Consider the following 26,485-nt stretch of genomic DNA (forward strand, 5'->3'; position numbering starts at 1 on the left):
GCGGCGCGGCAGGGGCCGGCGAAGCTCACGATCGGGGGCCCGGCATGACCGCACCCGACCGCCGCCCGATGGGGCCGGCCGGCGGCCCGCCGGCCGCCCGGATGATGATGGCCGGCGGACCGCCGGAGAAACTGGAGGACTTCAAGGGCTCCACCAAGCGGCTGCTCGGCATGCTGAAGCCGCAGCGCGCGCTGGTCGGGCTGGTGCTCGCGTTCGGCGTGGTCTCGGTCTTCCTGTCGGTGCTCGGGCCGCGACTGCTCGGCAAGGCCACCGACGTGATCTTCGAGGGCGTGGTCGGCAAGATGCTCGGCCAGTCGCTGCCGCCCGGCGCCACCAAGGAGCAGGCCGTCGAGGGGCTGCGCCAGCAGGGTCAGGGCAAGGTCGCCGACATGCTCGCGGCGATGCACGACGTGATCCCGGGCCAGGGCATCGACTTCGACCGGCTGATGCGGGTGCTCGCCTGGGTGGCCGTGGTCTACCTGTTCGCCTGGGTGTTCGGCGTGTGCCAGGGCCGGCTCACCGCGCGGGTGGTGCAGACCGCCGTCTACGACCTGCGCAACCAGGTCGAGGCGAAACTGGCCCGGCTGCCGCTGTCGTACTTCGACAAGCAGCCGCGCGGTGAGGTGCTGAGCCGGGCCACCAACGACACCGACAACATCGCGCAGACCCTGCAGCAGACGTTCGCGCAGCTGACCACGGCGCTGCTGACGGTGGTCGGGGTGCTCGGGATGATGTTCTGGATCTCGCCGTTGCTGGCGCTCATCGCGCTGGTCACCATCCCGGTGTCGTTCTTCCTGACCAAGGCGATCGGCAAGCGGGCACAGCCGCAGTTCGTCGCCCAGTGGAAGACCACCGGCCAGCTCAACGGGCACATCGAGGAGATGTTCACCGGGCACACGCTGGTCAAGGTCTTCGGCCGGCAGCACGAGGCGGAGCAGGCCTTCCGGGAGCACAACGACAAGCTGTACGCGTCCAGCTTCCGCGCCCAGTTCATCTCCGGCCTGATCCAGCCGGCCATGATGTTCATCAGCAACGTGAACTACGTGCTGGTGGCGGTGGTCGGCGGCCTGCGGGTGGCGTCCGGGTCGCTGTCGCTCGGTGACGTGCAGGCGTTCATCCAGTACAGCCGGCAGTTCAGCCAGCCGCTCACCCAGGTGGCCAGCATGGCGAACCTGGTGCAGTCCGGGGTGGCCTCGGCGGAGCGGGTGTTCGCCCTGCTCGACGCGACCGAGCAGTCCCCCGAGCCGGCCGCCGTGGCGATGCCCGCGGTGCGCGGCCGGATCTCCTTCGAGAACGTGTCGTTCCGCTACACCCCGGACAAGCCGCTGATCGAGAACCTGTCGCTGTCGGTGGAGCCGGGCCAGACCGTGGCGATCGTCGGGCCGACCGGGGCGGGCAAGACCACCCTGGTCAACCTGCTGATGCGGTTCTACGACGTGACCGGTGGGCGGATCACCCTGGACGGGGTGGACATCGCCACGATGCCCCGGGAGCAGCTGCGCGAGCAGATCGGGATGGTGCTGCAGGACACCTGGCTGTTCGGCGGGACGATCGCGGAGAACCTGGCGTACGGGGCGGACTCCTTCGACGAGGCGGCGGTCGTCCGGGCTGCCGAGGCGGCCCACGTCGACGGCTTCGTCCGGATGCTTCCGGAGGGCTACGAGACGACCATCGACGAGGAGGGGTCGAACGTCAGTGCCGGGCAGAAGCAGCTGATCACGATCGCCCGGGCGTTCCTGGCCGAGCCCAGCATCCTCATCCTGGACGAGGCGACCAGCTCGGTCGACACCCGTACCGAGGTGCTGATCCAGCGGGCGATGAGCACGCTGCGTACCGGCCGGACCAGCTTCGTCATCGCCCACCGGCTGTCGACGATCCGCGACGCCGACGTGATCCTGGTGATGGAGAACGGCTCGATCGTCGAGCAGGGCACGCACGACCAGCTGATCGAGGCGGACGGGGCGTACGCCCGTCTCTACTCCGCCCAGTTCGCCCAGGCCGTCGCCGAGGTGGACTGACTGAACGCAACGGGGGCGGCCGTCAGGCCGCCCCCGTCGTTTCGGGTCAGGTGGTGCTTACTTGATGGTGATGGTCTTGGTGGCCGAGTAGCCGGACGCGATGCCCGTGCTGCTGTTGCCGGAGACCAGGGCACGCACCGAGACCTTCGTCTTCGACTTGATCGAGACGCTCTTGCGGAAGCCGGTCGAGGTCGTCTTGCCGGAGGCGATGGTGGTCCACTTCTTGCCGACGAGGCGCTGGACGGTGACCGTCTGGCCGGCGGCCTTCGGGTTGCCGTACACGGTCACGCTCAGCTTGCCCTTGGTGGTGCCGAGGGTCAGCGCCGGGCTCTGGGTCAGCTTGACCGTCCGGACCGCCGAGTTGATGTCCTCGGACCGGGCGACGAACGCGTAACCCTGGTCCAGCGACTTGGTGGTGAACTTGAAGCTGCCGCTGCCGTCGGACTTGACCTGCTGCCAGAGGGCCATCTTCGCCGGGTCTGTCGCCGGCAGGGCCGAAGCCCAGATCTCGACCGCCGTGTTCGGCGCGGCCTTACCGGTCAGCGTGATCGCACCCGCGCCCTTGGCCGGCCCGGAGGCGGACAGCGTCGGCGTGACCGGGTTCGACTTGTCGTCGTTCTTGATCGTGACCGTCGAGTCGCCGCTGATGACCGAGGCGCCCAGCGGACCCGGCGAACCGACCCGGACCGAGAAGGCCTCGTCGCCCTCCATCATGTGGTCGTCGATCAGCGGGATCTTGATGCTGGTCTTCATGGTGCCCGGCGGGACCGTCAGCGTGCCCTTGGTCAGCTTGTAGTCCTGGCCGGCCTTGGCCGAGCCATCCGCGGTGTAGTACGGGATGGTGACATCCTGCGTGGTCGAGGTCGCCTCACCGGTGAAGGTCAGGTCGACCGGGACCTCGGCCGTACCAGCCGACTCGTTCACCGACACGTCGGCGATCGACACCGCCGGCGGAAGGTCGAGCGGGTCGTCGATCACCTTCACGTTGACCGAGGACGTGGCGAACCCGGTGAGGTTCGTCGAGATCTCGTTCGCGGTGATGGTGATGTTCTCGGTCGGCTCGTCGATGGTGTCGTCCAGCACCGAGACCACCGGCAGCGACGTGTAGCCACCGGGCATCGCGGCGAACTTGCCGGCCGCCGTGATCAGACCCGATTCACCGGCACGGACCTCGATGTCGGTCGCCGCCAGAGTGGCCGGAACGGTGAAGTCGGTACCCGTGGTGGCCGGGTTGGTAGCGCCACCGCCCACGGTGAAGCCGATGTGGTACGTGTACTGGGACACCCCGACGACGGTGCCGGCCACCCCGACCGTTCCGCCCTCGGTGACGCTGCTCTGCGAGAAGGTGAACTTCGGCTGTGCGTCGTCGTTGCCGATGGTCACCTTGGCCGTGTCCACCGTGTTGTCCGGGTCGGTCGTGGCGTACGTCGACCCGGGCGAGGTGAACGCGATGGTGAACGTCTCGTCCCGCTCGTAGATCTCGTCGCCGTTGATCGGCACCTCGAGGTAACCGACAGTGCTGCCGGCGTTGACCGTCGCACTGCCCGTAGCGGGCGGGTCGTAGTCATTGGTGCCGGTGGTCGACGTGGCGTCGACGGCGGTCCCCGGCGTGATGACGGCGGTGAACGTCGCGTCCGCCGGAGCCGGTGCGTTCAGTTTCACCGGGACACGGGCGACCGTGGTGCCGGAGTTGCCCTCCTGAACCTTGACGTCCTCGGTGGTCCAGGTCGGCGCGGCGTCAGGGTCGTCGTTGATGGTGAAGGTGATGTCACCGAGCGTTGCCGGGTCGGCGACCCCGCTGGTGCTGGTGACCGACAGCTTGAAGGTCTCGTTCGCCTCAGCCACGCGGTCGCCGTTGATGCTGACCGGAATCGCGATCGGGTCGGTGCTGCTGGCCGGCAGCGTGATCGAGCCGGCCTTGCCGATGTAGTCGGTGCCGTTCGTCGCGGTGTCGTCCGTGAAGGTGTAGTTCAGCGTCGCCGGATACGTGGACGAGGCCAGGAATTTGACGTAGATCTTCTTGTCGACCCAGCCGCTGTTTCCCTCGGTCCAGCTCCGCGTCGAGTTGTTGAACGTGTCCGCGGTGCTGTACTGGATGGTCTTGCCGGCCTCCGCGTCCGTGATGGTGCCGTTCGCCGTGGTCTTGGTCCCGAGTGTGACGTTCGCACTGGCTCCGCTGATCGTGGCCTTGACGTTCTCCGGCCCTTCCCAGGTCGTCGTCGGGTTCGCATAGGTCGACACCGGAATGTTGATCAGCTTGGAATACTGGGGGATGGTTTTCGTGCCGTTGACGGTCTGGTAGTCGGCTGAGGTGTCTCCCGCACCCGTCGCGGCCGGAATGCTGCCCGCCGGCGTGTCGGAGGTGGCGAAGGTGAAGGTGGTGTCCTTCTCCGACGCCCCGGAGAGCGAGACCGGGAAGAGCAAGCGGGCGCCCTCGGTTGCCGACGCGGAGTCGGCGATGCTCAGCGTCGGCGTCGCGTCGTTGTCGGTGATGCCGATCTCGACCGAGTCCTGACCGGAGACCATCGCGCCGCCGAGGACCGCCCGGGTGCCACCGGTGTCGGCCGCCACCTTGAAGTACTGGGTGGCCGTCTCGTCAGCGGCGTCGTCGTTGATCGAGACGGTGGTCGAACCGGTCGTCTGGTTGGCCGGAATGGTGATCACCGCGTCCGTGGCGAGCGCCGTGTAGTCCCGGAAGTCACCGCCCGACGACCTGGCCATGTAGTTGGTGTAGTCGCCACCCGCGCCGTGCGAGGAGGTACCCACGTCGGCCGTCTTCAACGGCACGATGACGTCGTGCGGCTGAGGATTCGTCGAGGTGGCCGTGATGGTCACCGTACCGGCGTTCTCGGACACGGTGGTGGCGCCGGACAGCGCGACGTCATTGGTGCTGGTGGCCCAGATCGTGCCTTCCACCGTCTTGGTGCTGGCGTCACCGGTGCTGCCGTTGAGCGCGGTGCCACCCGTGTTCGAGGCGGTGAGCGTGAAGGTCTCATCAGTGGTGTCAGCGTCAGCGCCGGTCGTCAACGTGATCGTCTGCGTACTCGGATTGGCGACGCTCGAGGCCGGGAAGGTGAGGCCGCCAGTCAACGGAGTGTTGACGTAGTCGACGCTTCCGTCAGAGTTCAGGCTGGCACCGCCTGCGGCACGCGAACCTGGAGTACCGGAGCTTCCGGTAAGCGTGAAGGTCGCCGACACGGCACCGGTGTACTTGAACGTGAAGCTGATCTTGCCACCCTCCCACGTGCCAGCATCACTGACAGTAAGGTTGTCGGCGGCTGCGGCATAGGCGGGCGCTCCCACGAACACGACAGGGATGAGGCCAGCCGCAGTGGCGGCCACGGTGGCGAGGACTGTCCGGATCCGCGGTCGTCCCCAGAACGTGAAAGGCACTCGCTCATGCGGCGCCGTTTGGATGGGTCGATGACGCATTCTCTTCCTGTCTCCTTCGGCGGCTGGGCAACCTCCAGCGGGGAGGCCCCTGGCTTTGCGTCCTCGTCACGGGACGAGGTTGCCTTTCGGGTACCGCACCTTGGGCGGTCGGGGTACCGGCCATACCGGCCCTCAGCAGCGCAGACACGGGACCAAGATCCACGTGAGGCGGAGCCATCCGTAATCTAACCGGCATATCGGCCTCTTTTTGGCGGAACGCCTTTTTCCGGCGGAGAAACCTTCACAACACGGAGAGGCGTGCTTGACCGTCCCGGACTCCGGATCCGAGGCGCCGAAATTGCCTCGATCAAGGGGTTATCCGGCATTCACCGCGTTCCCGCGTTCATCGATCAGCCGTAGCGCCCCGTTGTCCGATGCGGCACGCGACGGAAACCTTCCGGACGCCACGGCCTGATGCCCTGAGGGCGATCACCGCGCGTGAGGAAGTGCGCACACGGCTGGTCCGCACGGTGGTCTCGAAGGCCTTCGAGACCACCGTGCGGACCAGCCGGTCACAGCAGACCGTGGCGCATCGCGGTGGTCACGGCGGCGGTGCGGTCGGCGACGTCGAGCTTGTTGAAGACCCGGAGCAGGTGGGTCTTGACGGTGGCTTCCGAGATGAAGAGGCGCTTGCCGATGTCGGCGTTGGTGAGGCCGGCGGAGACCAGCTTCAGGACCTCGGTCTCGCGGGCGGAGAGCGCCGGCGGGGCGGGACTGCGGACCTGGCGGACCAGCATCGACGCGACGCTCGGGGCGAGTACCGTCTCACCGCGCGCGGCAGCCCGGACGGCGTCGGCCAGCTCGGCCGGGGACGCGTCCTTGAGCAGGTATCCGCTGGCGCCGGCCTCGATGGCCCGCAGGATGTCCCGGTCGGACTCGTAGGTGGTCAGGACCATCACCCTGATGTCCCGGTCGGCGGCGAGGATCCGGCCGGTCGCCTCGACGCCGTCGGCACCGGGCATCCGCAGGTCCATCAACACGATGTCGGGGCGCTCGCGCAGCGCCAGCTCGGCGCCCTCGGCGCCGTCGGAGGCCTCGCCGATCACGGTGAGGTCCGGCTCGGCGTCCAGCATGCCGCGCAACCCCATCCGCACCACCGGATGATCGTCGACCAGCAGGATCCGGATCACGCGGAGACCTCCGGAAGACGGGCAGGACGCATCATGCGGAGACCTCCGGAAGACGGGCGGGACGGATCACGCGGACACCTCCGGAAGACGGGCGGGACGGATCACGCGGGGACCTCCAGTTCGACGGTGGTACCGGTGTCGGGGTCGCTGCGGACGGTAAGGGTGCCGCCCACCTGCTCGGCGCGGGCGCGCATCCCGGGCAGCCCGAAACCGCCGCTCGCCGCGGGGTCGAAGCCGACGCCGTCGTCGCGCACCACCACCCGCACCGACGCCGGCGCATACGCGAGCAGCACTGCCACCTCGTTCGCCTTGGCGTGCCGGCGCACGTTCGTCAACGACTCCTGAGCCGCCCGCAGCAGCACCACCTCGACCGCCGTCGGCAGGTCACGCGGCTCCCCGGTGGTCCGGAAATGGGCGGTGACGCCGGTCTCCTCGGTGAATCGGGCGGCCTGGCGGCGTACCGAATCAAGCAGACCGCTCGCCAGAGCGGACGGTGACAGGGCGGCGACGATGGCCCGGCTCTCGGCCAGGTTCTCCCGCGCGGTGCGCACCGCGAGTTCGAGGCGCTCGTCGCGCAGCTCCGGATCGGCCGCCTGGATCAGCGTGATGATGCTGGTGAACCCCTGGGCCAGGGTGTCGTGGATCTCGCCGGCCAGCCGGGTGCGCTCGGCGGTGACCCCGGCCTCGTGGGAGAGTCGCTCCACCTCGGCGCGGCTCGCTTCCAGCTCGGCGATCAGGTTGGCCCGCTCGGTGCTCTGCTGGATCACCCGGACGATCCACAGGCCAAGCCAGATGCCGGAGGCCGCCGAGACGCCGGCGATCGCCAGGTCGGTCCGCACATCGCCGGTGCCGAGAAGCACATCGGCGATCACCGGCACCGCGTTGACCAGGATCACCGCGCCGATCGCGACCTTCAGCGGGGCCATCTGGAAGATCAACGGGATGACGGCGAAGAGCATCCAGGTGGCCGACGGCATCGCGACGATGGCCACCGCGAACAGGGTGATCTGGACGAACAGCGTGACGATCGACGGACCCTCGTCGGCCCGCAGCCGGATCATCCGGCGCCCCACCGCGATGTGCACCAGGGCCATCGCGGTCAGGGCGGCGACGGCGGTGACCCGGCGGGCCGGCGGCGCACTCGCCACGGTGACCACGATCGAGACGACGACCGCGATCACCGCGAAGTAGATATCCCACCACAGTGTGTAATCACTGTGGACGGCCTCCCGCTGGGTCATCGGTCTTTGTCGCTCCACCGGAAGGTCACCAGGCACAGCACCAATCCGATCACACACCAGGCGCCGAGCACCATCGCGATCCGGCCCAGCTCCCAGGACCCGGTCACCTCGAACCGCTTCATGCTGTCCGGCAGGAAGACGTACCGGAAGCCCTGCGCCATCCACTTGATCGGGAAGAACGAGGCAACGGTGATCAGCCAGGACGGCAGCACGGTGATCGGGGTGATGAAGACACCGGAGATGAACTGGAGGAACACCACCGGGACGTTGAGGATCGCGCCGGCGCTGCGGGCGTGCCTGACGATCGCGCTGACCGCGATGCCGAGCAGCGTGCAGGCGGTCACCGACAGCACGAAGAGCCAGGCGAAGGTGGCCCAGTGGGCGGCGTCCGGCAGCGGCATGTCGAAGACCAGCCGCCCGACCAGGATCAGCAGCGCCGCCTCGGACACCGCCAGGACCAGGACCAGCAGGAGCTTGCCGACCAGGTACGACACGATCGGCAGCGGGGTGCCACGGAGGCGCTTGAGCGTACCGTCCTCCCGGTCCATCGCCAGGCCCGCGCCCATCGTGACGAACCCGGTGGTGAGGATGCCGTACGCGATCATGCTGGCCGCGTAGACCTGGCTGGCGCTCACCCCGGTGTCCTCGTAGGAGTCGCCGAAGATGGTGCCGAACAGCAGCAGGAGCATCGCCGGGAAGAGGAAGGTGAAGATCACCGAGGTGCGGTCGCGGAGGAACTGCAGGAGCTCCACGTGGCCGCGGGCCAGGCTCATCGAGGCGGTGCCCGCACTCCGGACGGGGCTGGTGGCGGTCATCGGTTGGCTCCGATCAGGGTCAGGTAGGTGTCCTCGAGGGTGGGCCGGGTGATCGTCAGGGTGCGCAGGTCGATGCCGTCGGCGACCAGCTTGCGGATCAGGTCGCTGGGATCGGTGTGCTGTTCGGTACGGGTACGCCCGCCCTCCTGCCAGGACACCTTGGCACCCGCCGCCGCCCGTCCGCCGAGCGTGGCCGGGGTGCCCTCGGCGACGATCCGGCCGTCGGCGAGCACCGCCAGCCGGTCGGCGAGCGCCTCCGCCTCGTCCAGGTAGTGCGTGGTGAGCAGGATCGTGGTGCCGTCGCCGGCCAGGGTGCGGATCAGCTCCCAGAACTGCCGGCGCGCCTCCGGGTCGAAACCGGTGGTCGGCTCGTCCAGGAAGAGCAGCTCGGGCCGCCCGACGATGCCCAGCGCCACGTCCACGCGACGCCGCTGGCCACCGGAGAGCGTACGGATCTTGCTGCTCTTCTTGGCCGTCAGGCCGACCAGCTCGATCACCTCGTCGGCCGGGCGCGGCTCGGGGTAGAAGCCAGCCACGTGCCGGACCATCTCGGTGACGGTCAGGTCGGCGGCGTCGTTGGCGTCCTGCAGCACGATGCCGATCCGGGTCCGCCAGGCCCGCCCGGCACTGCCCGGGTCCTCGCCGAGCACCCGGACGTCGCCGGAGGTACGGCGCCGGTGGCCCTCCAGGATCTCGACGCTCGTGGTCTTGCCGGCGCCGTTCGGGCCGAGCAGCGCGAAGATCTCACCGCGGGCGACGACGAGGTCGATGCCCGCGACGGCTTCCTTGTCCCTGTAGGTCTTCCGTAGACCGGTTACCTCGATGGCTTCCATGCCGACGATCGTCGCCGCCCGGGCTGCCCCGGCGCGACGACCGCGCGGCTGTCACCGGTTGTCCACCGGTCGATGGACAGCCTTTTCTACTCCCACCGGAAATTCCGGGCGGCGGCGGTCAGCCAGACCACCGCCCAAAGGCCCAGCGCCAGCCAGATCGAGAGCGGGATGCTGCCACCGTTCAGCAGGGTGTCCCGCAGCGCCTCGGCGTGCGCGGCGAGCGGCAGCAGGAACCAGCCGGCCGTGCCCAGGTCCGGTGCGGCGAACATGATCCCGCCGGCCGAGAGCATCAGCACGTAGATCAGGGTGGCCGCGCCGGTCGTCGTCTCCGGCTTGAGCACGCTGGCCAGCAGCAGCGCGAGCCCGCTGTAGCCGGCCGCGGCCAGCACCGTCACCCCGGCGGCCGGCAGGATCTCGCCCAGCTCCGGCCGCCAGCCGACCAGCACACCGACCAGTCCCAGGAAGAGCACCTGGAGCACGATCTGCACCAGGACCGCCGCGGTCTTGGCGAGCAGCAGGCCGGGGCGGGTGAGCGGGGAGGCGCCGAGCCTTTTCAGCACGCCGTAACCGCGCTCGTAACCGGTGGTGATCGCCTGGCCGGTGAACGCGGTGGACATCACGGTCAGCGCGAGCACCCCGGGCACCACGAAACCCAGCCGGTCGTCGGTGGGCAGGTTGGTGGCATGCGTCAGACCCGCGCCGAGCAGGACCAGCAACGGTACGCCCATGGCCAGCACCACCGCCTCGCCGCGGCGGGCGGTGAGCAGCAGCTCCATCCGGATCTGCTTGCCGAGGATGGTACGCATCGGGGCCCGGCCGGGCGCCGGCGTGAAGGTTCCGGCGCTCATTTGGCGACTCCAACGGTGTTCTGCGAGGTCAGGGAGAGGTAGACGTCCTCGAGGGTGCGGCGGCGGCTGCTCACCGCCGTCACCTGCGCCTCCGCGGCGGCGAACCAGCCGAGCACGTCGGCGAGGGCCCGGGTGTCCAGCGCGCCGGTGATCGCGTACTCCCCCGGCGAGGTCTCGGTGACCTCGTGCCGGGCCGCCAGCCCGGCCAGGTCCAGCCCCGGATCGGCACGGACCTCGAGCAGGTCGATGCCGGCCGCGGCGGTCAGCTCGGCGGGCGTGCCGGTGGCGGCCACCCGGCCGGATCGCATGATCACCACGTCGTCGGCGAGACGCTCGGCCTCGTCCAGCAGGTGCGTGGTGAGCAGGACGGAGACGCCGTCGGCGCGCAGCTCCTCGATCAGCTGCCAGGTGGTGTGCCGGGCCTCGGTGTCCATGCCGGCCGTCGGCTCGTCGAGGAAGACCAGCTCCGGACGGCCGACCAGGGCGACAGCGAGGCTGAGCCGCTGCTGCTCGCCACCGGAGAGCCGGCGGAACCGGGTCTTCTCGAATCTCCGCAGCCCGAGACGGTCCAGCAGCATCTCGGGGTCCAGCGGATTCGCCGCGAAGGAGGCGAACAGGCGCAGGATCTCACCGGCCGCGGCCCACGGGTAGACGCCGCCGGACTGCAGCATGATGCCCAGGCGCGGCATCAGCGCGTCGTGCTCGGCGACCGGGTCCATCCCGAGGATCCGGGCGGTGCCGGCGTCCGGTTTCCGGAAGCCCTCGCAAACCTGCAGCAGGCTGGTCTTGCCGGCGCCGTTGTGCCCGAGCAGGGCGAGCACCCGCCCGCGCGGGGCGCTGAGCGACACCCCGTCGACGGCCGTCGTGTCGCCGTAACGCACCACGACGTCTCGTACCTCAACCGCGGCCACGTCGCCACCCACCATGAGTTCCGCCCATCCGATCCGCCTCCGGCCACCATACGGCGGCTTTCCCGGGTCCCGGTCCGGGGCAGGCCCGGGATGGTCTCCCTCACTGCCCACCCCTGGCACCGAGCCTCCCGCCGCCACCACGGCGCCGCCTCCTCCCGCGGGCCGTTCCGCTCCTACTCGCGGCCGGTAGGGTTCCCGGCATGGCGGACCAGACCCGGGTCGTGGAGATCTACACCGACGGCGCCTGCGTGCCCAATCCCGGCCCCGGCGGCTGGGGCGCGGTACTGCGCTGGGGCACCGCGGAGAAGGACCTGTGCGGCGGCGAGGCCACCCCGACCACCAACAACCGGATGGAGCTGACCGCCCCGATCCGCGCCCTGGAGACGCTGAACCGGGCACCGCTGGTCGTCGACATCTACACCGACAGCGTCTACGTCCGCGACGGCATCACCAAGTGGATCCGCGGCTGGCGCGCCAACGGCTGGCGGACCGCGGCCCGCCAGCCGGTCAAGAACGTCGACCTGTGGCAGCGCCTGGACGCCGCGGTCGGCAGGCACGAGGTCCGCTGGCACTGGGTGAAGGGCCACGCCGGCCACCCGGAGAACGAGCGCGCCGACCGCCTGGCCGCCCGGGGCCTGCAGGAAGCCCTCGCCGCCGCCGGCCTCTGACTCGCCGCGGCCTCGTCAGCCGTCCCCGGCCGGCGCGCGCCGCGCGAGCGCGGCGAGCGTGCGCAGGAACGCCTCCCGATCGGCTGCCGGCAGGTCGCCCAGCAGCGCGTCCTCGGCCGACCGGATCTCCGCCCGCACCGCCCGGTGCAGCGCCCGGCCCGGCTCGCTGAGCCCGAGCAGCCGCACCCGCCGGTCGGCCGGATCCGGCTCCCGCTCGATGAGCGCACGTTCCTGCAGGTCGTCGAGGATCGGGATGAGCCGCGTCTTGTCCGCGCCGATGCTCGCCGCCAGCGCCGCCTGCGTCCGCACCGACCCGCCGGCCAGCGCGCTCAGCACGACGTAGCCCCACATCGTCACCCCATGCCGCGCCAGGATCGGCTGCTCCATAGCGATCAGCCGCCGGCCCAGCCGCCCCACCATCGTCCCGAGATCGTCCCGCTCCACCAGCGCAGCTTGTCACGCCCACCGGCCCGCACCGCCGCGCCGCCTCCCACCGGCTCACCCGGCCCGGTCGTCCCCTTGACTAATCATAAGCGGAAGCAGATCGTAGGCATATGCATATGATTACCGAGGACCTCCGCCCGCTCCACGCCGCGGCGGTCCGCGCCACCGTCGGCCTGGTCGCCCGGGCCACCCCGGCCGACCTGGCGAAACCCACCCCGTGCGCCGGCTGGGACCTGGCCGCCCTGCTGTCCCACATGACCGTCCAGCACCACGGCTTCGCCGCGGCGGCCCGCGGCCGCGGTGCCGACGAGACCTGCTGGGTGCCGGCGCCGCTCGGCACCGACTTCCCCTCCCGGTACGCCGACGCCGTCACCGACGTCCTGGCGGCCTTCGCCGAACCCGGCGTCCTGGACCGCCCGTTCGTCCTCCCCGAGTTCGGCACCGACCGCCCCTTCCCCGGCCGCCTGGCGCTCGCCTTCCACCTGGTCGACTACGTGGTCCACGGCTGGGATGTCGCGCGTTCCCTGGGCCTGCCCTACCAGCCGGCCCCGGAGATCCTGGCCGCCACCCTCCCGATCGCCCGGGCCGTTCCGGACGACGCGAACCGCCTGGCCCCCGGCGCCGCCTTCGCCCCGGCCCACCCGGTCCCGCCCGGCACCGATCCGCTCACCGAGATCCTGCTGCTCCTCGGCCGCCGCCCCGGACCGGGCCGCGTTCCGGAGCCCGGCCGGGCCGCGGCGTGACCGGGAGCACGGCTGGCACCCGGCCGGACTCGGCAACCCCGGCCTAACGGCGGATGAACTGGTCGGCGGCCAGGGCCAGGTCGGCCTGCAGCGCCCGGGTGTCGCGGCGGGTGGCGTACGCGGTGAGGGCGGCGTTTATCGCGTTCTGCCAGGGCTGGGAGCAGGCCGACCCGTGGGCACACGACGGAACCTGAGTGGCGGACTTCCAGTCGGCCATCGCGGACTGCTGGTAGGGGGAGAACCCGGTGGACGGCACGTCGGTCCGCGCCGGGATCGAGCCCTTGGCGGCGTTGAAGTCGCGCTGGCCGGCGGCCGAGCCCACGGTCTTGAGCCAGCACTCGGTGCCGGTCAGGTTCAGCGTGCCGGTGGCCATCGTGAACGCGTCGGCGAGCCACTGGAACGTGCCGCCGTTACCGGGGAAGGTGAACCAGCCGTACCCCGCGAGGCCCTTGGCCGCCAGGTCGGCCGCCTCCCAGTCGCCCATCAGCTGGTAACCGGCCTTGCCGTCGATCAGCAGCCGCTCGGCCTGCGGCCAGTCGAGGCTGTCGCGGTCCGCGTTGCCGAAGCTCAGCAGGCGGGCGAAGTCGCCGACCGCCCGGGTCACCGGGGCGCCGGTCCAGGCGGTCTCGCCGGTGAACAGGCCGGCGAACCCACCGGCGCCCAGGTCGCTGATCAGGACCGCCTCCAGCAGCATCAGCTGGGTCCAGTCCCGGCCGAGGGCCAGCGGCGCCTCGACACCCGCCGCCCGCAGTTTCGCCAGGTCGCCCAGGAAGGCGCGCAGATCCTTCGGCGGGGTGGCGGCGAGACCCGCCCGGGCCAGCACCGCCGGATTGGTCCAGACGACGTTGGCGCGGTGGATGTTGGCCGGGACCGAATAGATCTTCCCGTGGACCGTGAGGTCGTCGACCAGGCCGGCGGGGAACGCGGCCCGCAGCCCCCACGCGTCGTAGTAGGCGGTCAGGTCCTGCACCTGGCCGGCGTCGATGTAATCGGTCAGCTCGGCGCCGGCGTGCGCCTGGAACGTGTCCGGCGGGTCCCGGCGGGCGATCCGCCGGGTCAGCTCCTGCTTGGCGTTGACCCCGGCGCCACCGGCCACCGCGCCGTTCTCGAAGCGCTGGCCCGGGCAGTCCGCGGCGAACCGGGCGACCAGCGCGTCCAGTCCGGCCTTCTCCCCGCCCTCGGCCCACCAGGTGAACACCTCCACGGTGCCCGGCCCGGGCGGCTCGTCGTCTCCGCCCGATCCGCAGGCCGAGACGCCCAGCAACGCTGCCACAGCGAGAACGGCCACCATGCGCATGCCGCTCAGACTATTACCGAACGGGCCAAAGCGCCGCACTCCATCACTGCCTCGCCGATACCGGCTCCGGCAACTCCCGGCGGGCCCGGAACGGCCCGCAGATCACGATCAGGCCGGTCAGCGCATAGGTCACCGTCATCACGGCGACTGCCGTCCGATTTCCGTACGCGGTAGCCAGCATCCCGCCGAGCACCGCACCGACCGGGATCGTCCCCAGGTTCACGAACTGCATCGCGGTCAGCACCCGCCCGAGCAGCTCGGCCGGCACGTACGCCTGCCGGAAGCTGCCCGCTATCACGTTCCCGGCGACCACGAACCCGCCCACCAGCACGGTCCCGGCGACGAACGGGATCAGCCCGAGCCCCGGACCGGCGAACGGGATCAGCAGCGCGGCCACCCCGGTCGCGGCCTTGCAGGCGACCATCGCGCGGGCGGCGCCGAACCGGCGGATCAGCAGCGGCGCCGCGCCCGCGGCGGCGACGCCACCCAGGCCGGACGCGGACACCAGCAGCCCCACCGTCCCGGTGCCGACGCCCACGTCACGGATCAGGAAGACCACTGTCAGCGCGGTGTACCCGGTCAGCGCGAGATTGGCCACGGCACCGTGCGCCATCAGATTGCGCAGGTAGGGGTCGCGCAACAGCCAGCTGACACCGGCCCGGATCTCGTGGGCCAGATGCCGCCGCGGCCGGTGCGCGACCGGGCGCTCCGGGCGGCGGATCAGCGCCAGCCCGAGGAACGAGACGGCGAAGCTGGCCGCGTCGACGACCAGGCCGGTGACGGCCCCGGCGAACGCGGCGAGCGCCCCGCCCAGCGCCGGCCCGGCGATCTGCGCCGCCGAGTCGCTGCCGTGGGTCAGCGCGTTCGCCCGGACCAGGTCGCCGGCGGCGAACATGGCCGGCACGTAACCGGTGTGCGCGACCTCGAAGAACACCGACGCCACCCCGGTGAGCAGGGCGACCACGAGCAGGTGGGCGACCGTGAGGTGGCCCAGCCAGGCGGTCACCGGGACGCTCGCCACCAGCAGCGCGCTGGCCGCGTCGCAGGCCAGCAGGACCGGGCGCTTGGCCATCCGGTCCACCCAGGCGCCGGCCGGCAGGCCGATCAGCAGCCAGGGCAGCCAGGCGGCCGCGGTGAGCAGGCTGACCGTGAGGGCGCCGGCGTCCAGCACCCGCACCGCGAGCAGCGGGGTCACCACGCCGGCCACCGAGGTGCCCAGCTTGCTGACGGTGAGCCCGCCCCACAGCCGGCGGAAATCCGGATCGGCGAGGATGCCGGTCATCACGGCCTCGCCGGGAAGCCGCGACTCATCAGGAAGACCGGCACGCGGTCGGCCCGCTCCGGGCGACCCCGGTACTTCAGGACCACGGCCTCCAGCTCGGCGCCCAGCTCGGCCAGCTCCTCCGGGGACAGCCGCAGCCAGAAGTCGGCGGCGATCGCGCTGTGCACCCAGGGCTCGGTGCGTGACGCGGGGCTGCCCAGCCAGGTGTGGATCAGGTCGATCTGGCGCTGCAGGCCGATCGCGTCGGCGGCGTCGGCGACCTCGGGCGAGAAGTCGGCCGGATCCCAGGACAGGCGCGGGTCGCCCATCCGCCACCAGTGCTCCTTGCGGTTGCGGGCCAGCTCGGGGGCCTCCTCGATGAGACCGGCGTCGGCGAGCACGCGCAGGTGGTGACTGACGTTGGCGACCGCCTGGCCGGTGGCCCGGGCCAGCGCGCTCGGCGTCGAGGGGCCGTCGACACGCAGGTTGTCCAGCAGGCGGCGGCGTAACGGGTGGGCGACCGCCTTGAGGACGGCCTCGTCGCGAATCTCAGCCATGCCTCCAGCATGCAAAGTAAAGAACTGTTGCGCAACAGCTATTTACTAAGTTCGCCGGCGACCACGGGCGGGACGGCTCCGGGCGTACCGTAAATCGGTTTTGATCTGGAAACGACGGAGCCGGGGCGCGGGCCGGCCCCCACGCGAACCCGCGCCCCGACCACCCACTCAGACCTCGGCGGTCAGCTCGAAGACCTGGGTGGTGGGGTGGCCGGCGCGCTCGTGCACGCGCATCACGGCCTCCTTGCTGGGTCCGGTGCTCAGGCAGAACACCTTGCCGCTCTCCGGGTCGAGCCAGGCGCGTTCGAAGTGCACGCCCTCCTCGCCCTCGATCTTGAGGTCGGCGTCGTGCGCCGCACTCAGCTGCTCCGGGGTGACCCCGAAGAATCCGTCGTGGACGTCCATGAACTTCGCCATCGCCATGTCTCCTCGCAGTGCGGCGAAAATCGACCCGCTCAGCGTGCTCCGGCCGGCGCCGTCGGACATCGGCCATAACACCTAGGAAGCGGGGTTCCCGCTCCTGAAGTTCCGCTGTGCCGCACAGCAGTCCGGTCCTCGTCGGACGCGACTTCGCGGGGTCCGCGGTGCTGACCGCGCGCGAGCTGGAAATGGCGCGGCTGGTGGCCTCCGGGCGTACCGGCCGGGAGATCGCCGGAGAGCTGATCATCTCGCCGCGGACGGTGGCGGCCCACGTCGAGCACATCCGCACGAAGCCGGGCGTCAGCCGCCGCACCCGGATCGCCGGGTGGCTCGCAACGGTTGAGGCTTCCAGTTAATTCGATCGGGGTACGTCAAACGGGCCATAGCTCACGGTCTATCTTGATCGGCACAATACGCACATGACCGCTCCGGGTAACACCGTCATTCTGCTCGCCCTGCTCAGTGTGTTCGTGGGCTGCGTCGGGTATGCGGTGGGGCGGTGGCACGAGCGCCGGGCCAGCGGTTACGAGCGGGAAGAGGCGTATCGGGACGGGTACGACCAGGCGGCTCGCCGGGCGTTCAGCCTGGCGGCCCGGGTGGCCGGGCCGCGGCGGCGGGGGGCGGTCCGGGCGTCGGCGGTGGTGTCCCGATCGGGTGAGGCCGCGGCGCCCGTCCCTTCCGCCGCGGTGCCCTCGCCGGTCTCCTCCGCAGCGGTCCCCGCGCCGCCGGTCCCCGCTACCCCGGTCACCGTGCCACCGGTCACCGCGCCGCCCGTCCCCGCCACCGTGGTCCCCATGGCGCACTCGCCTTCCGCCGCGGTCCCCGCCCCGCACTCGCCTTCCGCCGCGGTCCCCGCCCCGCCGGCGCCGTTCCCCTCTCCCAGTGCGGTTCCTTCACCTCTCAGTGGCGTCTCCCCCGCGCACCCCTCCACCGCGGTCCCTTCACCCCTCAGCGGCCCCGCGCACGCTCCTGCGGCAGCTCTCCAGCCGGGTGCGGTGGTGCCCGAATCGACTCCCCGGCAGCGCCGGGGAGGGAATCCGGCGACGATTCCGGCGGTCGGCTTCCCGGCTCCGGCGCCGCACGTCGTGCCGGGCCTTCCCGAGCCGCAGGCGGTGGGCGGGGTTCGTTACTCGGCACTGCCGGATCCGCACTGGCCGGCGCTCCCGGAGCCGGAATCCGTTCCCGGGGCTCCGCGGCCCCGGCACTGCGCGGAGACCGCCTCGGAGCCCACGCTGGAAACCGGGCCGCGGACGGGGCTGCCGACCGGACTGGAGACCGGGCAGCGGACCGGCCCGGAGACCGGCCCGCACGGGCCGCGAACCGGCCCGGAGACCGGACCACAGACCGGGTTGGAGACGGAGCCGCAGCATGGGTCGCGAATCGACCTGGCGGCTGGACCGGGAACCGGGCTGGGCACCGGGCCGCAGGCTGGGTCTGAGATCGGGCCGGACACCGGAACTGAGGCCGGGTCGCGGACCGGGGCGGATGGCTCGGGGCGGCATGGTGTGCCGGAGGAGCTGGTGCAGGCGGCGACCTACAAGCTCCCGGCCGATCGGGTGGCCCGGGCGAAGGTGCAGGGCGCGCCACCGGAGTCCGGCGGCCGCCCGCCGGTTCCACGGCCCCGGGGTCTGTGAGCGGATTTCTGTCGTACCCCGGGTCTAGGTTTCCGGGCATGGTCACCGTCGATGACGTGCGGCGGGTCGCCCGGGATCTGCCGCGCAGCGAGGAGCACCTGATCCGGGACAGAGTGAAATTCCGCGTGGGCAGGATCGTCTATGTCGCGTTCTCCCGCGACGAGACGACGATGGGCTTCGGCTTCCCCAAGGAGGAGCGCGCCGGCCTGGTCGCCGCCGACCCGTCGAAATTCCAGCTCCCCCGCGAGTCCGACATGCGCTTCAACTGGGTCGTGGCCCGCCTCGACCAGCTCGACGAGGCGGAGATGACCGAGCTGGTGCTGGACGCCTGGCGCATGGTCGTCCCGAAAAAGGTGTGGACCGCATACCTCCCACGCCTGGCCTGACGCCACAGGCGCGACACCACCCGCGGCCCGGGAGCGACGCCGGACCGGCGACCGCGCGACACCACCCGCGGGGCCCGGGAGCGACCGTCGGGCCGGCGACCGGCGCGGCACCACCCGCGACCACGAGGGGCGGGCGGAGGACGACTGAGGCACCACCAGCCCACGATCACGCGAGGGGCGGGCGGGGTCCGCCCGAAGCACCACCCAACCGCGAAGGGCGGCCGGCGCGGTGACCGGCCGCCGCGGGGGATGCCACGGGCGGGTGCTCCCGGCGTACCGGAAGCGGTTTGGGGTGGAAGCGGTCCGTCAGACGGCGAACTCCGCGGGGGTGTCGGCGCCCTCCAGGAAGAGGCGGCCGGCCTCCGATGCCGGGACCGGACGGGAGAAGTAGTAGCCCTGGGCGAAACCGCAGCCCATCTCCCGCAGCGCCGCGAGCTGCCCGAACTCCTCGATGCCCTCGGCCACCGTCGCCATGCCCAGGCTCTTGCCGAGGCGGACGATGGTGTCGGTCAGTGCGGTGTCGCCGGTCAGCACGCCGCCGAGGCGTTCGACGAAGGAGCGGTCGATCTTCAGGGTGTCGACCGGGAAGCGGCGGAGGTAGGCGAGCGACGAGTACCCGGTGCCGAAGTCGTCGATGGCCAGCGTGAGGCCGAGGGCCTTGAGCCGGACCAGCTGCTCCAGGTTGGCCTCGGTGTCGGTCATCAGGACCGACTCGGTCATCTCCAGGCAGAGGCGGTCGGCCGGCATGCCGGTCTCGGCCAGCACGGCCGCCACCGTCTCGGCGAAGTCGGGCTGGTCGAACTGGCGGACCGACACGTTCACCGACATCTTCAGCGGACGGCCGCCGGCGGCCGCGCTCCACTCGACCGCCTGGCGGCAGGCCTCCTGCAGCACCCAGCGGCCGAGCGGCACGATCATGCCGGTGGCCTCGGCGATCGGGATGAAGTCCAGCGGGTTGATCATGCCGCGGGTCGGGTGCGGCCAGCGGACCAGCGCCTCGAAGCCGACCACCTGGCTGGTGTCCAGGTCCACGGTGGGCTGGTAGTGCAGGCGCAGGTCGTGGTTCTCCAGCGCGGCGCGCAGGTCGTTCTCCAGCTCCAGGCGCTCGACCAGGCCCTCCTGCATCTGCGGGCGGTAACTGGTGAAGGTGCCGCCGCCGGCCGCCTTGGCGTGGTGCATGGCCAGGTCGGCGTGCCGGAGCAGCTGGTCGCCGTCCTCGGCCGAGGCGGCGGTGGCCAGGCCGATGCTGGCCCGGACGTGGATGTGCCGGGCACCGACCACGATCGGCGCCTCCAGGTCGTCGAGGATCCGGCGGGCGACGCGCTCCGCCTCGGCGAACGAGGCCGCCTCGATCAGCACCGCGAACTCGTCGGCGCCGAACCGGGCCACCACGTCCTCGGCGCGCACGCAGGCCTGGATCCGGTCGGCGATCTGCACCAGCAGCTGGTCCCCGGCCAGGTGGCCGAGGCTGTCGTTGACCCGCTTGAAGCCGTCCAGGTCCAGGTGCAGCACGGTCAGGTCGGTGGTCCGGCGCAGCGCCGCGATCGCCTGCTCCCGGAACAGCGCCCGGTTCGCGAGCTGGGTCAGCGGGTCGTGGTACGCCTCGTGCACCAGCTGGTCCTGCAGTTCCTTGCGCTCGCTGATGTCCCGGGTGTTCAGCACGAACCCACCCACGTGCGGGTCGTCCACCAGGTTCGTGATGATCATCTCGGAGGGGCGCTTCCGGCCGTCCTGGTGGGTGTGCACGACCTCCCGGGTGGCGGTGGCGTACGGCCGGGCCGCCACCTGCCGCATCGCCTCGGACAGCCGCATCGACACCTCGGGGTCGAGCAGGTCGGTGTAGTGCCGGCCGACGAACGCCTCCGGCGGGTAGCCGAAGACCCGCTGCATCGACTCGCTCTGGTACGTCACCCGCCCGTCCGCGTCGATCACCGTGACGACGTCCGAGCTGTGCCGGATCAGCGCGTGGAAGTGCTGCTCGCGAGCGTGCAACTCGGCGGTCCGGTCCTCGACCCGGGCCTCCAGGGTCCGGGTCAGGTCCCGGTTCTCCAGCAGGGTGAGCACCTGCCGCCCGATCAGCAGCAGGATCAGCAGCGAGCGGGTGTACGCCACGAACGGGCTGCTGTGCCCGGTGGTGATGTGGAACAGCACGCTGGCGAAGAGCGCGGCCAGCACGGCGGCGTACGGCAGCAGCACGCCGCCGGTCCGCAACCGCGGGCTGAACTCGCTCTTGAGCGGCTCGGCGTCCTTGGGCCGGGCCGCGCCGATGGTGATCAGCCCGAACCCGATCAGCCAGCCCAGGTCGATGACCGATCCGGCCTGGTAGTCGTGGACCATCCGCAGGTAGGCGTAGCCGATGTCGGAGACCGCGAAGGCGGTCACCCCGAGCCCGGTGAAGGTCAGGTCCGCCGAGCAGCGGTACAGCGCCCGCCGCTGCGGCAGCATGTACCCGATCATGGTGGCGATCACGATGTCGCCGAGCGGGTAAAGCAAAGTCAGGTAGAAGCCCAGCCCGTCGTCGGCCGGGTCGAGTCGCGGGTCGACCACGAAGACCCAGCTCACCAGCACCAGCGAGACCGCCACCAGCATGCCGTCGAGCACGCTGCGGGCCCGGTTGGCCCTCGGCTGCGAGGCGCTGGGCAGGATCAGCAGGCCGAGCGGGACCAGCAGCAGCAGGCCCAGATATCCGGCGTCGGCCGGCGACGGGATCACCGAGGCGCCGCCGGTCGGCCAGTACTCGACCAGCGTGTACGACAGCCCGAGACCCCAGCTCAGCAGCCCGGTCCCGATCGTCGCCCAGCCCCACCGGGCCCGGCCGGTGAACATCCGGCCACGGCGCCAGCAGGTGGCGGCCGCGATCCCGGCGGCGGCGGTGAGCGCCCAGGTGGACAGGCCGGAGCCGCCCACCCCGCTACCGATCAGCACGGTGAGCACCGCGAGGACCGAGGTGACGGCGATGCAGACCCGGACCCAGCGGCGGAAGTCCGCCGGTCCCTGCGCGTTGTTGCGAGTCATCGCGACGCCTCCGCCTCGGTTTGCTGGTCAACCGGGGCTATCGGGCCGGATCCCACCGGCATGAGAGGGAGCCCGGGTGCAAAGCGGTTAGCGCTAGTCACTCGTACGGAAATCTCCCGCGTACGAGTTACACAGTTCGATGCATGCCGGTCGCACTGGTTAAGGTGGGCGGGTGACCGCCGCGGAACTGCTCGCCGCCTCTGGCCGCTTCACCATCGCGCCCGGCCTGTCCGATCGTGAACTCGGCGACCTGGAGGCCGAGTTCGGCTTCACGTTCGCTCCGGACCATCGCGCGTTCCTCGCGGCCGGCCTGCCCACGGGCATCGGCTGGCCGGACTGGCGAGGCGGCGACCGGTCCGCGCTGCGGGCGGCGCTGACCGCGCCGGTCGAGGGCGTGCTGTTCGACGTGGCCGAAAACGATTTTTGGTACGACGGGTGGGGTGCCCCCTTCGGCGACCGCATCGCCACCGCCCGCGCCGGCCTGATGATCGCGCCCCGGATGATCCCGCTCTACGCCCACCGCTACCTGCCGGCCGCCATCCCCGGCCACCCGGTGCTCTCCATCTATCAGAGCGACGTGCTCTGCTACGGCGCCGACCTGAGCGACTGGCTGAACCGCGAGTTCGGCCTCGGCGAGCCCGCCAACCGGCGGGTCCGCCCGACCGTACCGTTCTGGAGCGTCCTGGCCTCCTGAGCGCTCAGCCGCCGGAGGCCTCCCGCTTCGCCTTCGCCCGGCGTTTTCCCTCGTGCATGGCCTGCACCCGGGCCACCGGGATGGTGTGCCCCTCGGCGACGAGTTCCTCGCCGAGCGGCTGCGCCGGCGGCATCGCGGCGGCCCACGGATCCCGGTCGCCGAGCAGCCCCGGCGCACTGCGGATGGTGAAGTCCGCCGGCGTCACCGCGTCCAGGTCGTCCCAGGCGAGCGGGAACGACACCGGCACGCCGGGCCGGATCCGCGGGCTGTAGGCGGCCGCCACCGTCGCACCGCCGGCCCGGGTGGCGTCCAGGAACACCTTCCCGTGCCGGTCCTCCCGGATGAAGGCGGTGGTCGCCAGAACCGGATCGATCCGCTCGGCGCGGGCCGCGACGGCCCGCTGGGCCGCGGCCACGTCCTCCGGCGCCGGGTCGCCGGCCAGCGGCACGAAGATGTGCAGTCCCTTGGAGCCGCTGGTCTTCACCGCCCCGGTCAGGCGCGAGTCGGCGAGGGCCTGGCGGACGAGCCGGGCCGCGCCGACGACCGTCGCGAAGCCGCCGTCCGGTGGCGGGTCCAGATCCATGATCAGGTGGGTCTGCCGGTGCGGCGCGTCGACGGTGGCCAGCGCCGGGTGGAACTCGACGGCCCGCTGGTTGCCGAACCACAGCAGGGTGCGCCGGTCGTTGCCGAGGGCGTAGGTCACCTCGCGGTGCGACGCCTCGGCCCACACCGTGGTGCGCGGAACCCACTCCGGGGTGTATTTCGGCAGGTTCTTCTGCATGAACTGGTCCTGGCCGCGAAGCACCCGGATCACCGAGAGCGGCCGGTCCCGCAGCACCGGGATCAGCCGGCCGGCCATCACGTCCAGATAGTCGATCAGGTCCCGCTTGGTGGCACCGGCCCCCGGGAAAATCTCCTGATCCAGATTGGTCAGCGGCACACCGTCGCGCTCGTCAGCCATGCCGTCCATCATCCACCCGGGACCGCGGTTCACCCATGATCGCCGGCCGCGCCCGCCCGCGCCGGCGGGCCCAGGCCAGCACCAGCGCCGCCGGCAGCACCCCGGCCAGATACCAGAACAGGTCGGCCGGGTCGAAGCTCACCCCGAGCACCAGCCGGGCCACCACGCTGCGCGCCGACAGCTCCGCCGGAATCGGCGAGAGCTGCAGCAACTCGACAGCCCAGCACCACCCGGCGGCGATCAGCGCGACCCGGCCCACCGGCAGCCGCGGCCAGAGGAACACCACGCCGGCGAAGACCGCCGCGGCGTAGAGCGCCGTCCCGGACGCCTGCTCGACCAGGCCGTTGCTGAGCAGCGGACTCCCGGTGAACGCCCGGATCCCGAAGGCCAGCAGCACGCATCCCACCGCGGCACCGCCCGCGAGCAGCCGCGGGCCCACCCAGGTCGACATGCGGAGCAAGCTCGATCCGCTCAACCCGCCGGGTAGATCCGGCTCGGCGTGATCAGCACCGCCGCCCGGCGCTGCTCCAGCATGGTGCGGTCGTAGCCGGGCCAGTCGTCGTGGGTGCCGCCGGCCGCCGTGAAGATCTCGCGCAGCAGCAGGCGCAGGCGCTCCGGGTCGAGCCACGGCTGCGGGTCGTCCGGCCCGGCCAGCTGGGCCCGGCCCTCCACGGTGGCGTAACGCCAGCCGCTGCGGAAGGCCACCGCGAGGCTGGGCCGCTCCCGGAGGTTGCGCAGTTTCACCGGCCCGTAGGTGACGAAGGCGAGCACCCGGGACCCGTCCGCCGGATGGTCGATCAAGCCGGTGTTGACCAGCGTGGACTGCACGGTGCCGTCGGCGCGGGCGGTGGACACGATGGCCAGCCCGGTCTCGCCGCGGCTCAGCTCCCAGGCATCCTCGAGCGTGGTCATTCGGTCAACGTACCCCGCCGCACCACCCTCCCGGGGTATGCGATCCGGCCGGATTCGCGGGAATCATCGGAGGTCGGGAAGGGAGCGAGCGATGACCGAACCGAGAACCGCACCGAGAACCACCGCACCGGCCGCCCGGGTGCCGGCCCGGAGCGCCCCGCCCGGCCGGGTGCCGGTCGCGCCCGAGCGGGCCGCCGGGCCGCACGACCCCGGGCCCCCGGAGCAGTACGCCGGCGAGCCGGTGCCGGATCCCTGGGCGGCGGAGACCCCGTAGCCTGCACGGGTGCTGATCAGTTTCGGATGCCCGGTGTCCGGTGCGTGGGCCCGGCCGGAGACCCTGACGTCGATCGCCCGGCGGGCCGAGGAGTTGGGCTACCACGGCCTCTGGGCGTTCCAGCGGCTGCTCGTCGGCGAGGAGCAGGACCTGGCCCCGGTCTACCAGAGCGTGCTCGACCCGATCGTGGCGCTGACCTGGGCCGGCGCCGCCACCTCCCGGATCCGGCTGGGCGTCTCGGTGATCAACCTGCCCTACGTCTCGCCGGCCTACCTGGCGAAACAGGCGGGCACCCTGGACCGGCTCACCGGCGGGCGGTTCGACCTGGGGCTGGGCACCGGCTGGTCGGAGCCCGAGTTCGCGGCCACCGGCTCGGACCCGAATCCGCGTGGCCGCCGCACCGAGGAGTACCTGGCCGTGCTGCGCACCCTCTTCGCCGACGAGGTGTCGGCTTTCGAGGGCGAGTTCTACCGGGTGCCGCCGAGCCGGATGCGCCCGCGCCCGGCGCGGGCCGGCGGGCCGCCGATCCTGCTGGGCGGCAGCGCCGAGGTCGCCCTGCGGCGGGCCGGTCGGATCGCCGCCGGGTGGGTCAGCAGCAGCCGGGCCAGCCTCGCCGAGATCGAGCGAGGGGCACGGGTGGTCCGGTCGGCCGCTGCCGCCGCCGGCAAGGACCCCGCTTCGGTACGGGTGGTGGTGCGCGCCGTGGTGGACCCGGAGTCGTCCTGGTCGCAGATGCGGCAGCAGGCCCGGCGGTACGCGGACGCCGGCGCCACCGAACTCTTCTACGAGCCGAACTGGCACCCGCGGATCGGCGACCCGGACGGGGATCCGGACGCGGCCGCCGCCCTCGGTGAGGAGATGCTCGTCAATCTCGCACCAGCGTGATCACCAGGTGGGGCGGGTGTTTACCCTTGCCAGGTGGACCAGCGCTCTCCGACCGTCTACCGGACCCGTTCCTGGACGACCCGTAACCGGGCCCTCGCCGGCCTGGCGGCTCTCGGCCTGCTGCTGACCGGCTACGTGATCGGCCGCTGGCAGGACACGCCGGCCGCCACGGCCACCCCGGCGGTGGCGGCGCCGGCCTCGGAGTCGCCCGCCGCCTCGCCGGCACCCTCGCTCACGCCCACCACGCCGGCACCCACCCCGGTCAGGTACGGGCTGCTGCAGGCCGAGGCGGCCAACGAGCTCGCCGGTGTCCAGCCGCAGGACACCGAGGACGAGGGCGGCGGGCAGAACGTCGGCTGGATCAACCGGGCCGACCACCTGCGGTTCGACAACTTCGTGTTCGGTGAGGTGCCGGCGCGGAAGGCGAAGATCCGGGTGGCGTCCGGCGCCGGGGTGGCCGGCCGCGTCGAGATCCGGCTCGACACGCTGGAGAGCGAGCCGGTCGGGCAGCTGTCGGTGAGCAACACCGGCGGCTGGCAGGCGTGGCGTACCGGCATCGCGGCGCTGACCCCGGTCACCGGCACGCACACCGTCTACCTGACGTTCGCCGCCGACGACGACAGCGAGTTCATGAACGTGAACTGGATCCAGTTCGACCACTAGGCGGTGGCCGACACCTCGATCCGGCGGGGCTCGCGCTCCTCCAGGAGCGGGATACTCAGGGTGAGGACGCCCTGGTCGTAACGGGCCTCCAGGCGGTCGGTGTCCAGCTTGTCGGAGAGCCGCACCTGCCGGCTGACCGCGCCCATCGGGCGCTCGGCGACCAGGTATCGGACGCCGGCCCGCTCGGCGCGGCCACGCTCGGCCCGTACGGTCAGCACCTTGCCGTCGACGGTGACGTCGATCGACGCCGGGTCGACACCGGGCAGGTCGATGTCGAGGTAGAACGTGTCGTCCTCCCGGTACGCGTCCAGCCGGGCGCCCGCGGTCCGGGTCGAGGTCTCGAAGACCCGGGCGGTGAGACGCTCGAGGTCGCGCACGGTCGGGGTGCTGAGCAACATGGTGGCTCCTCGTTCTTTTCCTTGAGCGTGGTGACTCAAGCACTT

28 protein-coding genes and 1 riboswitch are annotated in these 26,485 nt (G+C 71.5%); of the genes, 10 read left to right on the forward strand and 18 right to left on the reverse strand.

The annotated features are described in order from the left end of the window. The first annotated feature begins 44 nt into the window (after positions 1–44). Positions 45–2,018 carry an ABC transporter ATP-binding protein gene (locus tag Actob_RS35900; RefSeq protein ID WP_284916390.1) on the forward strand — a complete coding sequence of 658 codons (1,974 nt, stop codon included), beginning with the start codon at positions 45–47 and terminating at the stop codon, positions 2,016–2,018. Positions 2,019–2,075: 57 nt separating this feature from the next. Here the strand turns inward: Actob_RS35900 and Actob_RS35905 are convergent, their stop codons facing one another. The 7 genes from Actob_RS35905 to Actob_RS35935 all read right to left on the reverse strand — a co-directional run bounded on the left by Actob_RS35905 (position 2,076) and on the right by Actob_RS35935 (position 11,228). Further along, positions 2,076–5,045 (reverse strand): Calx-beta domain-containing protein, encoded by a 2,970-nt coding sequence (locus Actob_RS35905; protein ID WP_284916391.1) that lies wholly within the window; start codon positions 5,043–5,045, stop codon positions 2,076–2,078. A 420-nt stretch (positions 5,046–5,465) separates the two neighbouring features. Next, a riboswitch (cyclic di-GMP riboswitch) is annotated at positions 5,466–5,544 on the reverse strand. 418 nt (positions 5,545–5,962) lie between these two features. Beyond that, entirely contained in the window at positions 5,963–6,580 is a 618-nt protein-coding gene (locus Actob_RS35910; RefSeq protein ID WP_284916393.1) for a response regulator, read from the reverse strand. A gap of 101 nt (positions 6,581–6,681) precedes the next feature. Continuing rightward, positions 6,682–7,821, reverse strand: coding sequence for a sensor histidine kinase (locus Actob_RS35915; RefSeq protein ID WP_284916394.1), 1,140 nt, complete (start codon positions 7,819–7,821; stop codon positions 6,682–6,684). Beyond that, positions 7,818–8,636: an ABC transporter permease gene (locus tag Actob_RS35920; RefSeq protein WP_284916395.1), complete on the reverse strand. Its 819-nt coding sequence runs from the start codon at positions 8,634–8,636 to the stop codon at positions 7,818–7,820. The genes Actob_RS35915 and Actob_RS35920 overlap by 4 nt, the downstream gene beginning before the upstream one ends. Next, positions 8,633–9,469, reverse strand: coding sequence for an ABC transporter ATP-binding protein (locus Actob_RS35925; RefSeq protein ID WP_284916396.1), 837 nt, complete (start codon positions 9,467–9,469; stop codon positions 8,633–8,635). The genes Actob_RS35920 and Actob_RS35925 overlap by 4 nt, the downstream gene beginning before the upstream one ends. An 86-nt stretch (positions 9,470–9,555) precedes the next feature. Continuing rightward, a complete protein-coding gene (locus Actob_RS35930; protein WP_284916398.1) occupies positions 9,556–10,317 on the reverse strand; it encodes an ABC transporter permease in 762 nt (253 codons plus the stop codon). Continuing rightward, on the reverse strand, positions 10,314–11,228 hold the full coding sequence (locus tag Actob_RS35935; RefSeq protein ID WP_284916399.1) for an ABC transporter ATP-binding protein: 915 nt from the start codon (positions 11,226–11,228) through the stop codon (positions 10,314–10,316). The genes Actob_RS35930 and Actob_RS35935 overlap by 4 nt, the downstream gene beginning before the upstream one ends. Before the next feature lie 200 nt (positions 11,229–11,428). Here Actob_RS35935 and rnhA point away from each other — a divergent pair, with 200 nt between their 5' ends. Beyond that, the gene (rnhA, locus tag Actob_RS35940; RefSeq protein ID WP_284916400.1) at positions 11,429–11,896 is read left to right on the forward strand and encodes a ribonuclease HI; all 468 of its coding nucleotides are present in this window, start codon (positions 11,429–11,431) and stop codon (positions 11,894–11,896) included. 15 nt (positions 11,897–11,911) lie between these two features. On the opposite strand, the gene Actob_RS35945 is transcribed toward rnhA, so the two are convergent. Continuing rightward, positions 11,912–12,340 (reverse strand): MarR family winged helix-turn-helix transcriptional regulator, encoded by a 429-nt coding sequence (locus Actob_RS35945; protein WP_284916401.1) that lies wholly within the window; start codon positions 12,338–12,340, stop codon positions 11,912–11,914. 110 nt (positions 12,341–12,450) lie between these two features. On the opposite strand from Actob_RS35945, the gene Actob_RS35950 reads away from it, so the two are divergent. Next, positions 12,451–13,083 (forward strand): TIGR03086 family metal-binding protein, encoded by a 633-nt coding sequence (locus tag Actob_RS35950; protein ID WP_284916402.1) that lies wholly within the window; start codon positions 12,451–12,453, stop codon positions 13,081–13,083. Positions 13,084–13,126: 43 nt separating this feature from the next. On the opposite strand, the gene Actob_RS35955 is transcribed toward Actob_RS35950, so the two are convergent. From Actob_RS35955 to Actob_RS35970, 4 genes are all read right to left on the reverse strand, one after another. Further along, positions 13,127–14,380, reverse strand: coding sequence for an ABC transporter substrate-binding protein (locus Actob_RS35955; protein ID WP_284916404.1), 1,254 nt, complete (start codon positions 14,378–14,380; stop codon positions 13,127–13,129). 43 nt (positions 14,381–14,423) lie between these two features. After that, positions 14,424–15,662: an MFS transporter gene (locus tag Actob_RS35960; protein WP_284916405.1), complete on the reverse strand. Its 1,239-nt coding sequence runs from the start codon at positions 15,660–15,662 to the stop codon at positions 14,424–14,426. Beyond that, a complete protein-coding gene (locus tag Actob_RS35965) occupies positions 15,662–16,198 on the reverse strand; it encodes an ArsR/SmtB family transcription factor (RefSeq protein WP_284916406.1) in 537 nt (178 codons plus the stop codon). Before Actob_RS35965 ends, Actob_RS35960 begins: the two co-directional genes overlap by 1 nt. A 168-nt stretch (positions 16,199–16,366) precedes the next feature. After that, a complete protein-coding gene (locus tag Actob_RS35970) occupies positions 16,367–16,615 on the reverse strand; it encodes an SCO4226 family nickel-binding protein (protein ID WP_185037153.1) in 249 nt (82 codons plus the stop codon). A 167-nt stretch (positions 16,616–16,782) separates the two neighbouring features. Here Actob_RS35970 and Actob_RS35975 point away from each other — a divergent pair, with 167 nt between their 5' ends. Next, entirely contained in the window at positions 16,783–16,974 is a 192-nt protein-coding gene (locus tag Actob_RS35975; RefSeq protein WP_284916407.1) for a response regulator transcription factor, read from the forward strand. A gap of 167 nt (positions 16,975–17,141) precedes the next feature. On the opposite strand, the gene Actob_RS35980 is transcribed toward Actob_RS35975, so the two are convergent. Continuing rightward, positions 17,142–17,414, reverse strand: a complete 273-nt coding sequence (locus Actob_RS35980) for a hypothetical protein (RefSeq protein ID WP_284916408.1) — start codon at positions 17,412–17,414, stop codon at positions 17,142–17,144. A gap of 709 nt (positions 17,415–18,123) precedes the next feature. Between Actob_RS35980 and Actob_RS35985 the strand changes: the two genes are divergently transcribed. Beyond that, positions 18,124–18,252, forward strand: coding sequence for a hypothetical protein (locus Actob_RS35985; RefSeq protein ID WP_284916409.1), 129 nt, complete (start codon positions 18,124–18,126; stop codon positions 18,250–18,252). Between the two features lie 38 nt (positions 18,253–18,290). Then, entirely contained in the window at positions 18,291–18,638 is a 348-nt protein-coding gene (locus Actob_RS35990; protein WP_284916410.1) for an MmcQ/YjbR family DNA-binding protein, read from the forward strand. A 306-nt stretch (positions 18,639–18,944) separates the two neighbouring features. Here the strand turns inward: Actob_RS35990 and Actob_RS35995 are convergent, their stop codons facing one another. After that, positions 18,945–21,653, reverse strand: coding sequence for a putative bifunctional diguanylate cyclase/phosphodiesterase (locus Actob_RS35995; RefSeq protein ID WP_284916412.1), 2,709 nt, complete (start codon positions 21,651–21,653; stop codon positions 18,945–18,947). Positions 21,654–21,825: 172 nt separating this feature from the next. On the opposite strand from Actob_RS35995, the gene Actob_RS36000 reads away from it, so the two are divergent. After that, the gene (locus Actob_RS36000; RefSeq protein WP_284916413.1) at positions 21,826–22,347 is read left to right on the forward strand and encodes a hypothetical protein; all 522 of its coding nucleotides are present in this window, start codon (positions 21,826–21,828) and stop codon (positions 22,345–22,347) included. Positions 22,348–22,351: 4 nt separating this feature from the next. Here the strand turns inward: Actob_RS36000 and Actob_RS36005 are convergent, their stop codons facing one another. From Actob_RS36005 to Actob_RS36015, 3 genes are read right to left on the reverse strand one after another with little or no spacing between them, the layout of a single operon-like run. After that, the gene (locus tag Actob_RS36005) at positions 22,352–23,317 is read right to left on the reverse strand and encodes a DNA polymerase domain-containing protein (protein WP_284916414.1); all 966 of its coding nucleotides are present in this window, start codon (positions 23,315–23,317) and stop codon (positions 22,352–22,354) included. Next, positions 23,301–23,759, reverse strand: coding sequence for a ribosomal maturation YjgA family protein (locus Actob_RS36010; protein ID WP_284916415.1), 459 nt, complete (start codon positions 23,757–23,759; stop codon positions 23,301–23,303). Before Actob_RS36010 ends, Actob_RS36005 begins: the two co-directional genes overlap by 17 nt. Before the next feature lie 20 nt (positions 23,760–23,779). Next, positions 23,780–24,220 (reverse strand): TIGR03618 family F420-dependent PPOX class oxidoreductase, encoded by a 441-nt coding sequence (locus Actob_RS36015; RefSeq protein WP_284916417.1) that lies wholly within the window; start codon positions 24,218–24,220, stop codon positions 23,780–23,782. 91 nt (positions 24,221–24,311) lie between these two features. On the opposite strand from Actob_RS36015, the gene Actob_RS36020 reads away from it, so the two are divergent. From Actob_RS36020 to Actob_RS36030, 3 genes are read left to right on the forward strand one after another with little or no spacing between them, the layout of a single operon-like run. Next, positions 24,312–24,494 carry a hypothetical protein gene (locus tag Actob_RS36020; protein WP_284916418.1) on the forward strand — a complete coding sequence of 61 codons (183 nt, stop codon included), beginning with the start codon at positions 24,312–24,314 and terminating at the stop codon, positions 24,492–24,494. Between the two features lie 9 nt (positions 24,495–24,503). Further along, complete coding sequence (locus Actob_RS36025) at positions 24,504–25,379, forward strand: TIGR03619 family F420-dependent LLM class oxidoreductase (protein WP_284916419.1); 876 nt, start codon at positions 24,504–24,506, stop codon at positions 25,377–25,379. Positions 25,380–25,412: 33 nt separating this feature from the next. Beyond that, positions 25,413–26,042 (forward strand): carbohydrate-binding protein, encoded by a 630-nt coding sequence (locus tag Actob_RS36030; RefSeq protein WP_284916420.1) that lies wholly within the window; start codon positions 25,413–25,415, stop codon positions 26,040–26,042. Here Actob_RS36030 and Actob_RS36035 read toward each other — a convergent pair. Continuing rightward, positions 26,039–26,440 (reverse strand): Hsp20/alpha crystallin family protein, encoded by a 402-nt coding sequence (locus Actob_RS36035; protein WP_284916421.1) that lies wholly within the window; start codon positions 26,438–26,440, stop codon positions 26,039–26,041. The two genes, Actob_RS36030 and Actob_RS36035, sit on opposite strands and share 4 nt — an antisense overlap. Between the last annotated feature and the right edge of the window lie 45 nt (positions 26,441–26,485).

It is taken from the genome of Actinoplanes oblitus, assembly GCF_030252345.1.
Classification (GTDB): domain Bacteria; phylum Actinomycetota; class Actinomycetes; order Mycobacteriales; family Micromonosporaceae; genus Actinoplanes; species Actinoplanes oblitus.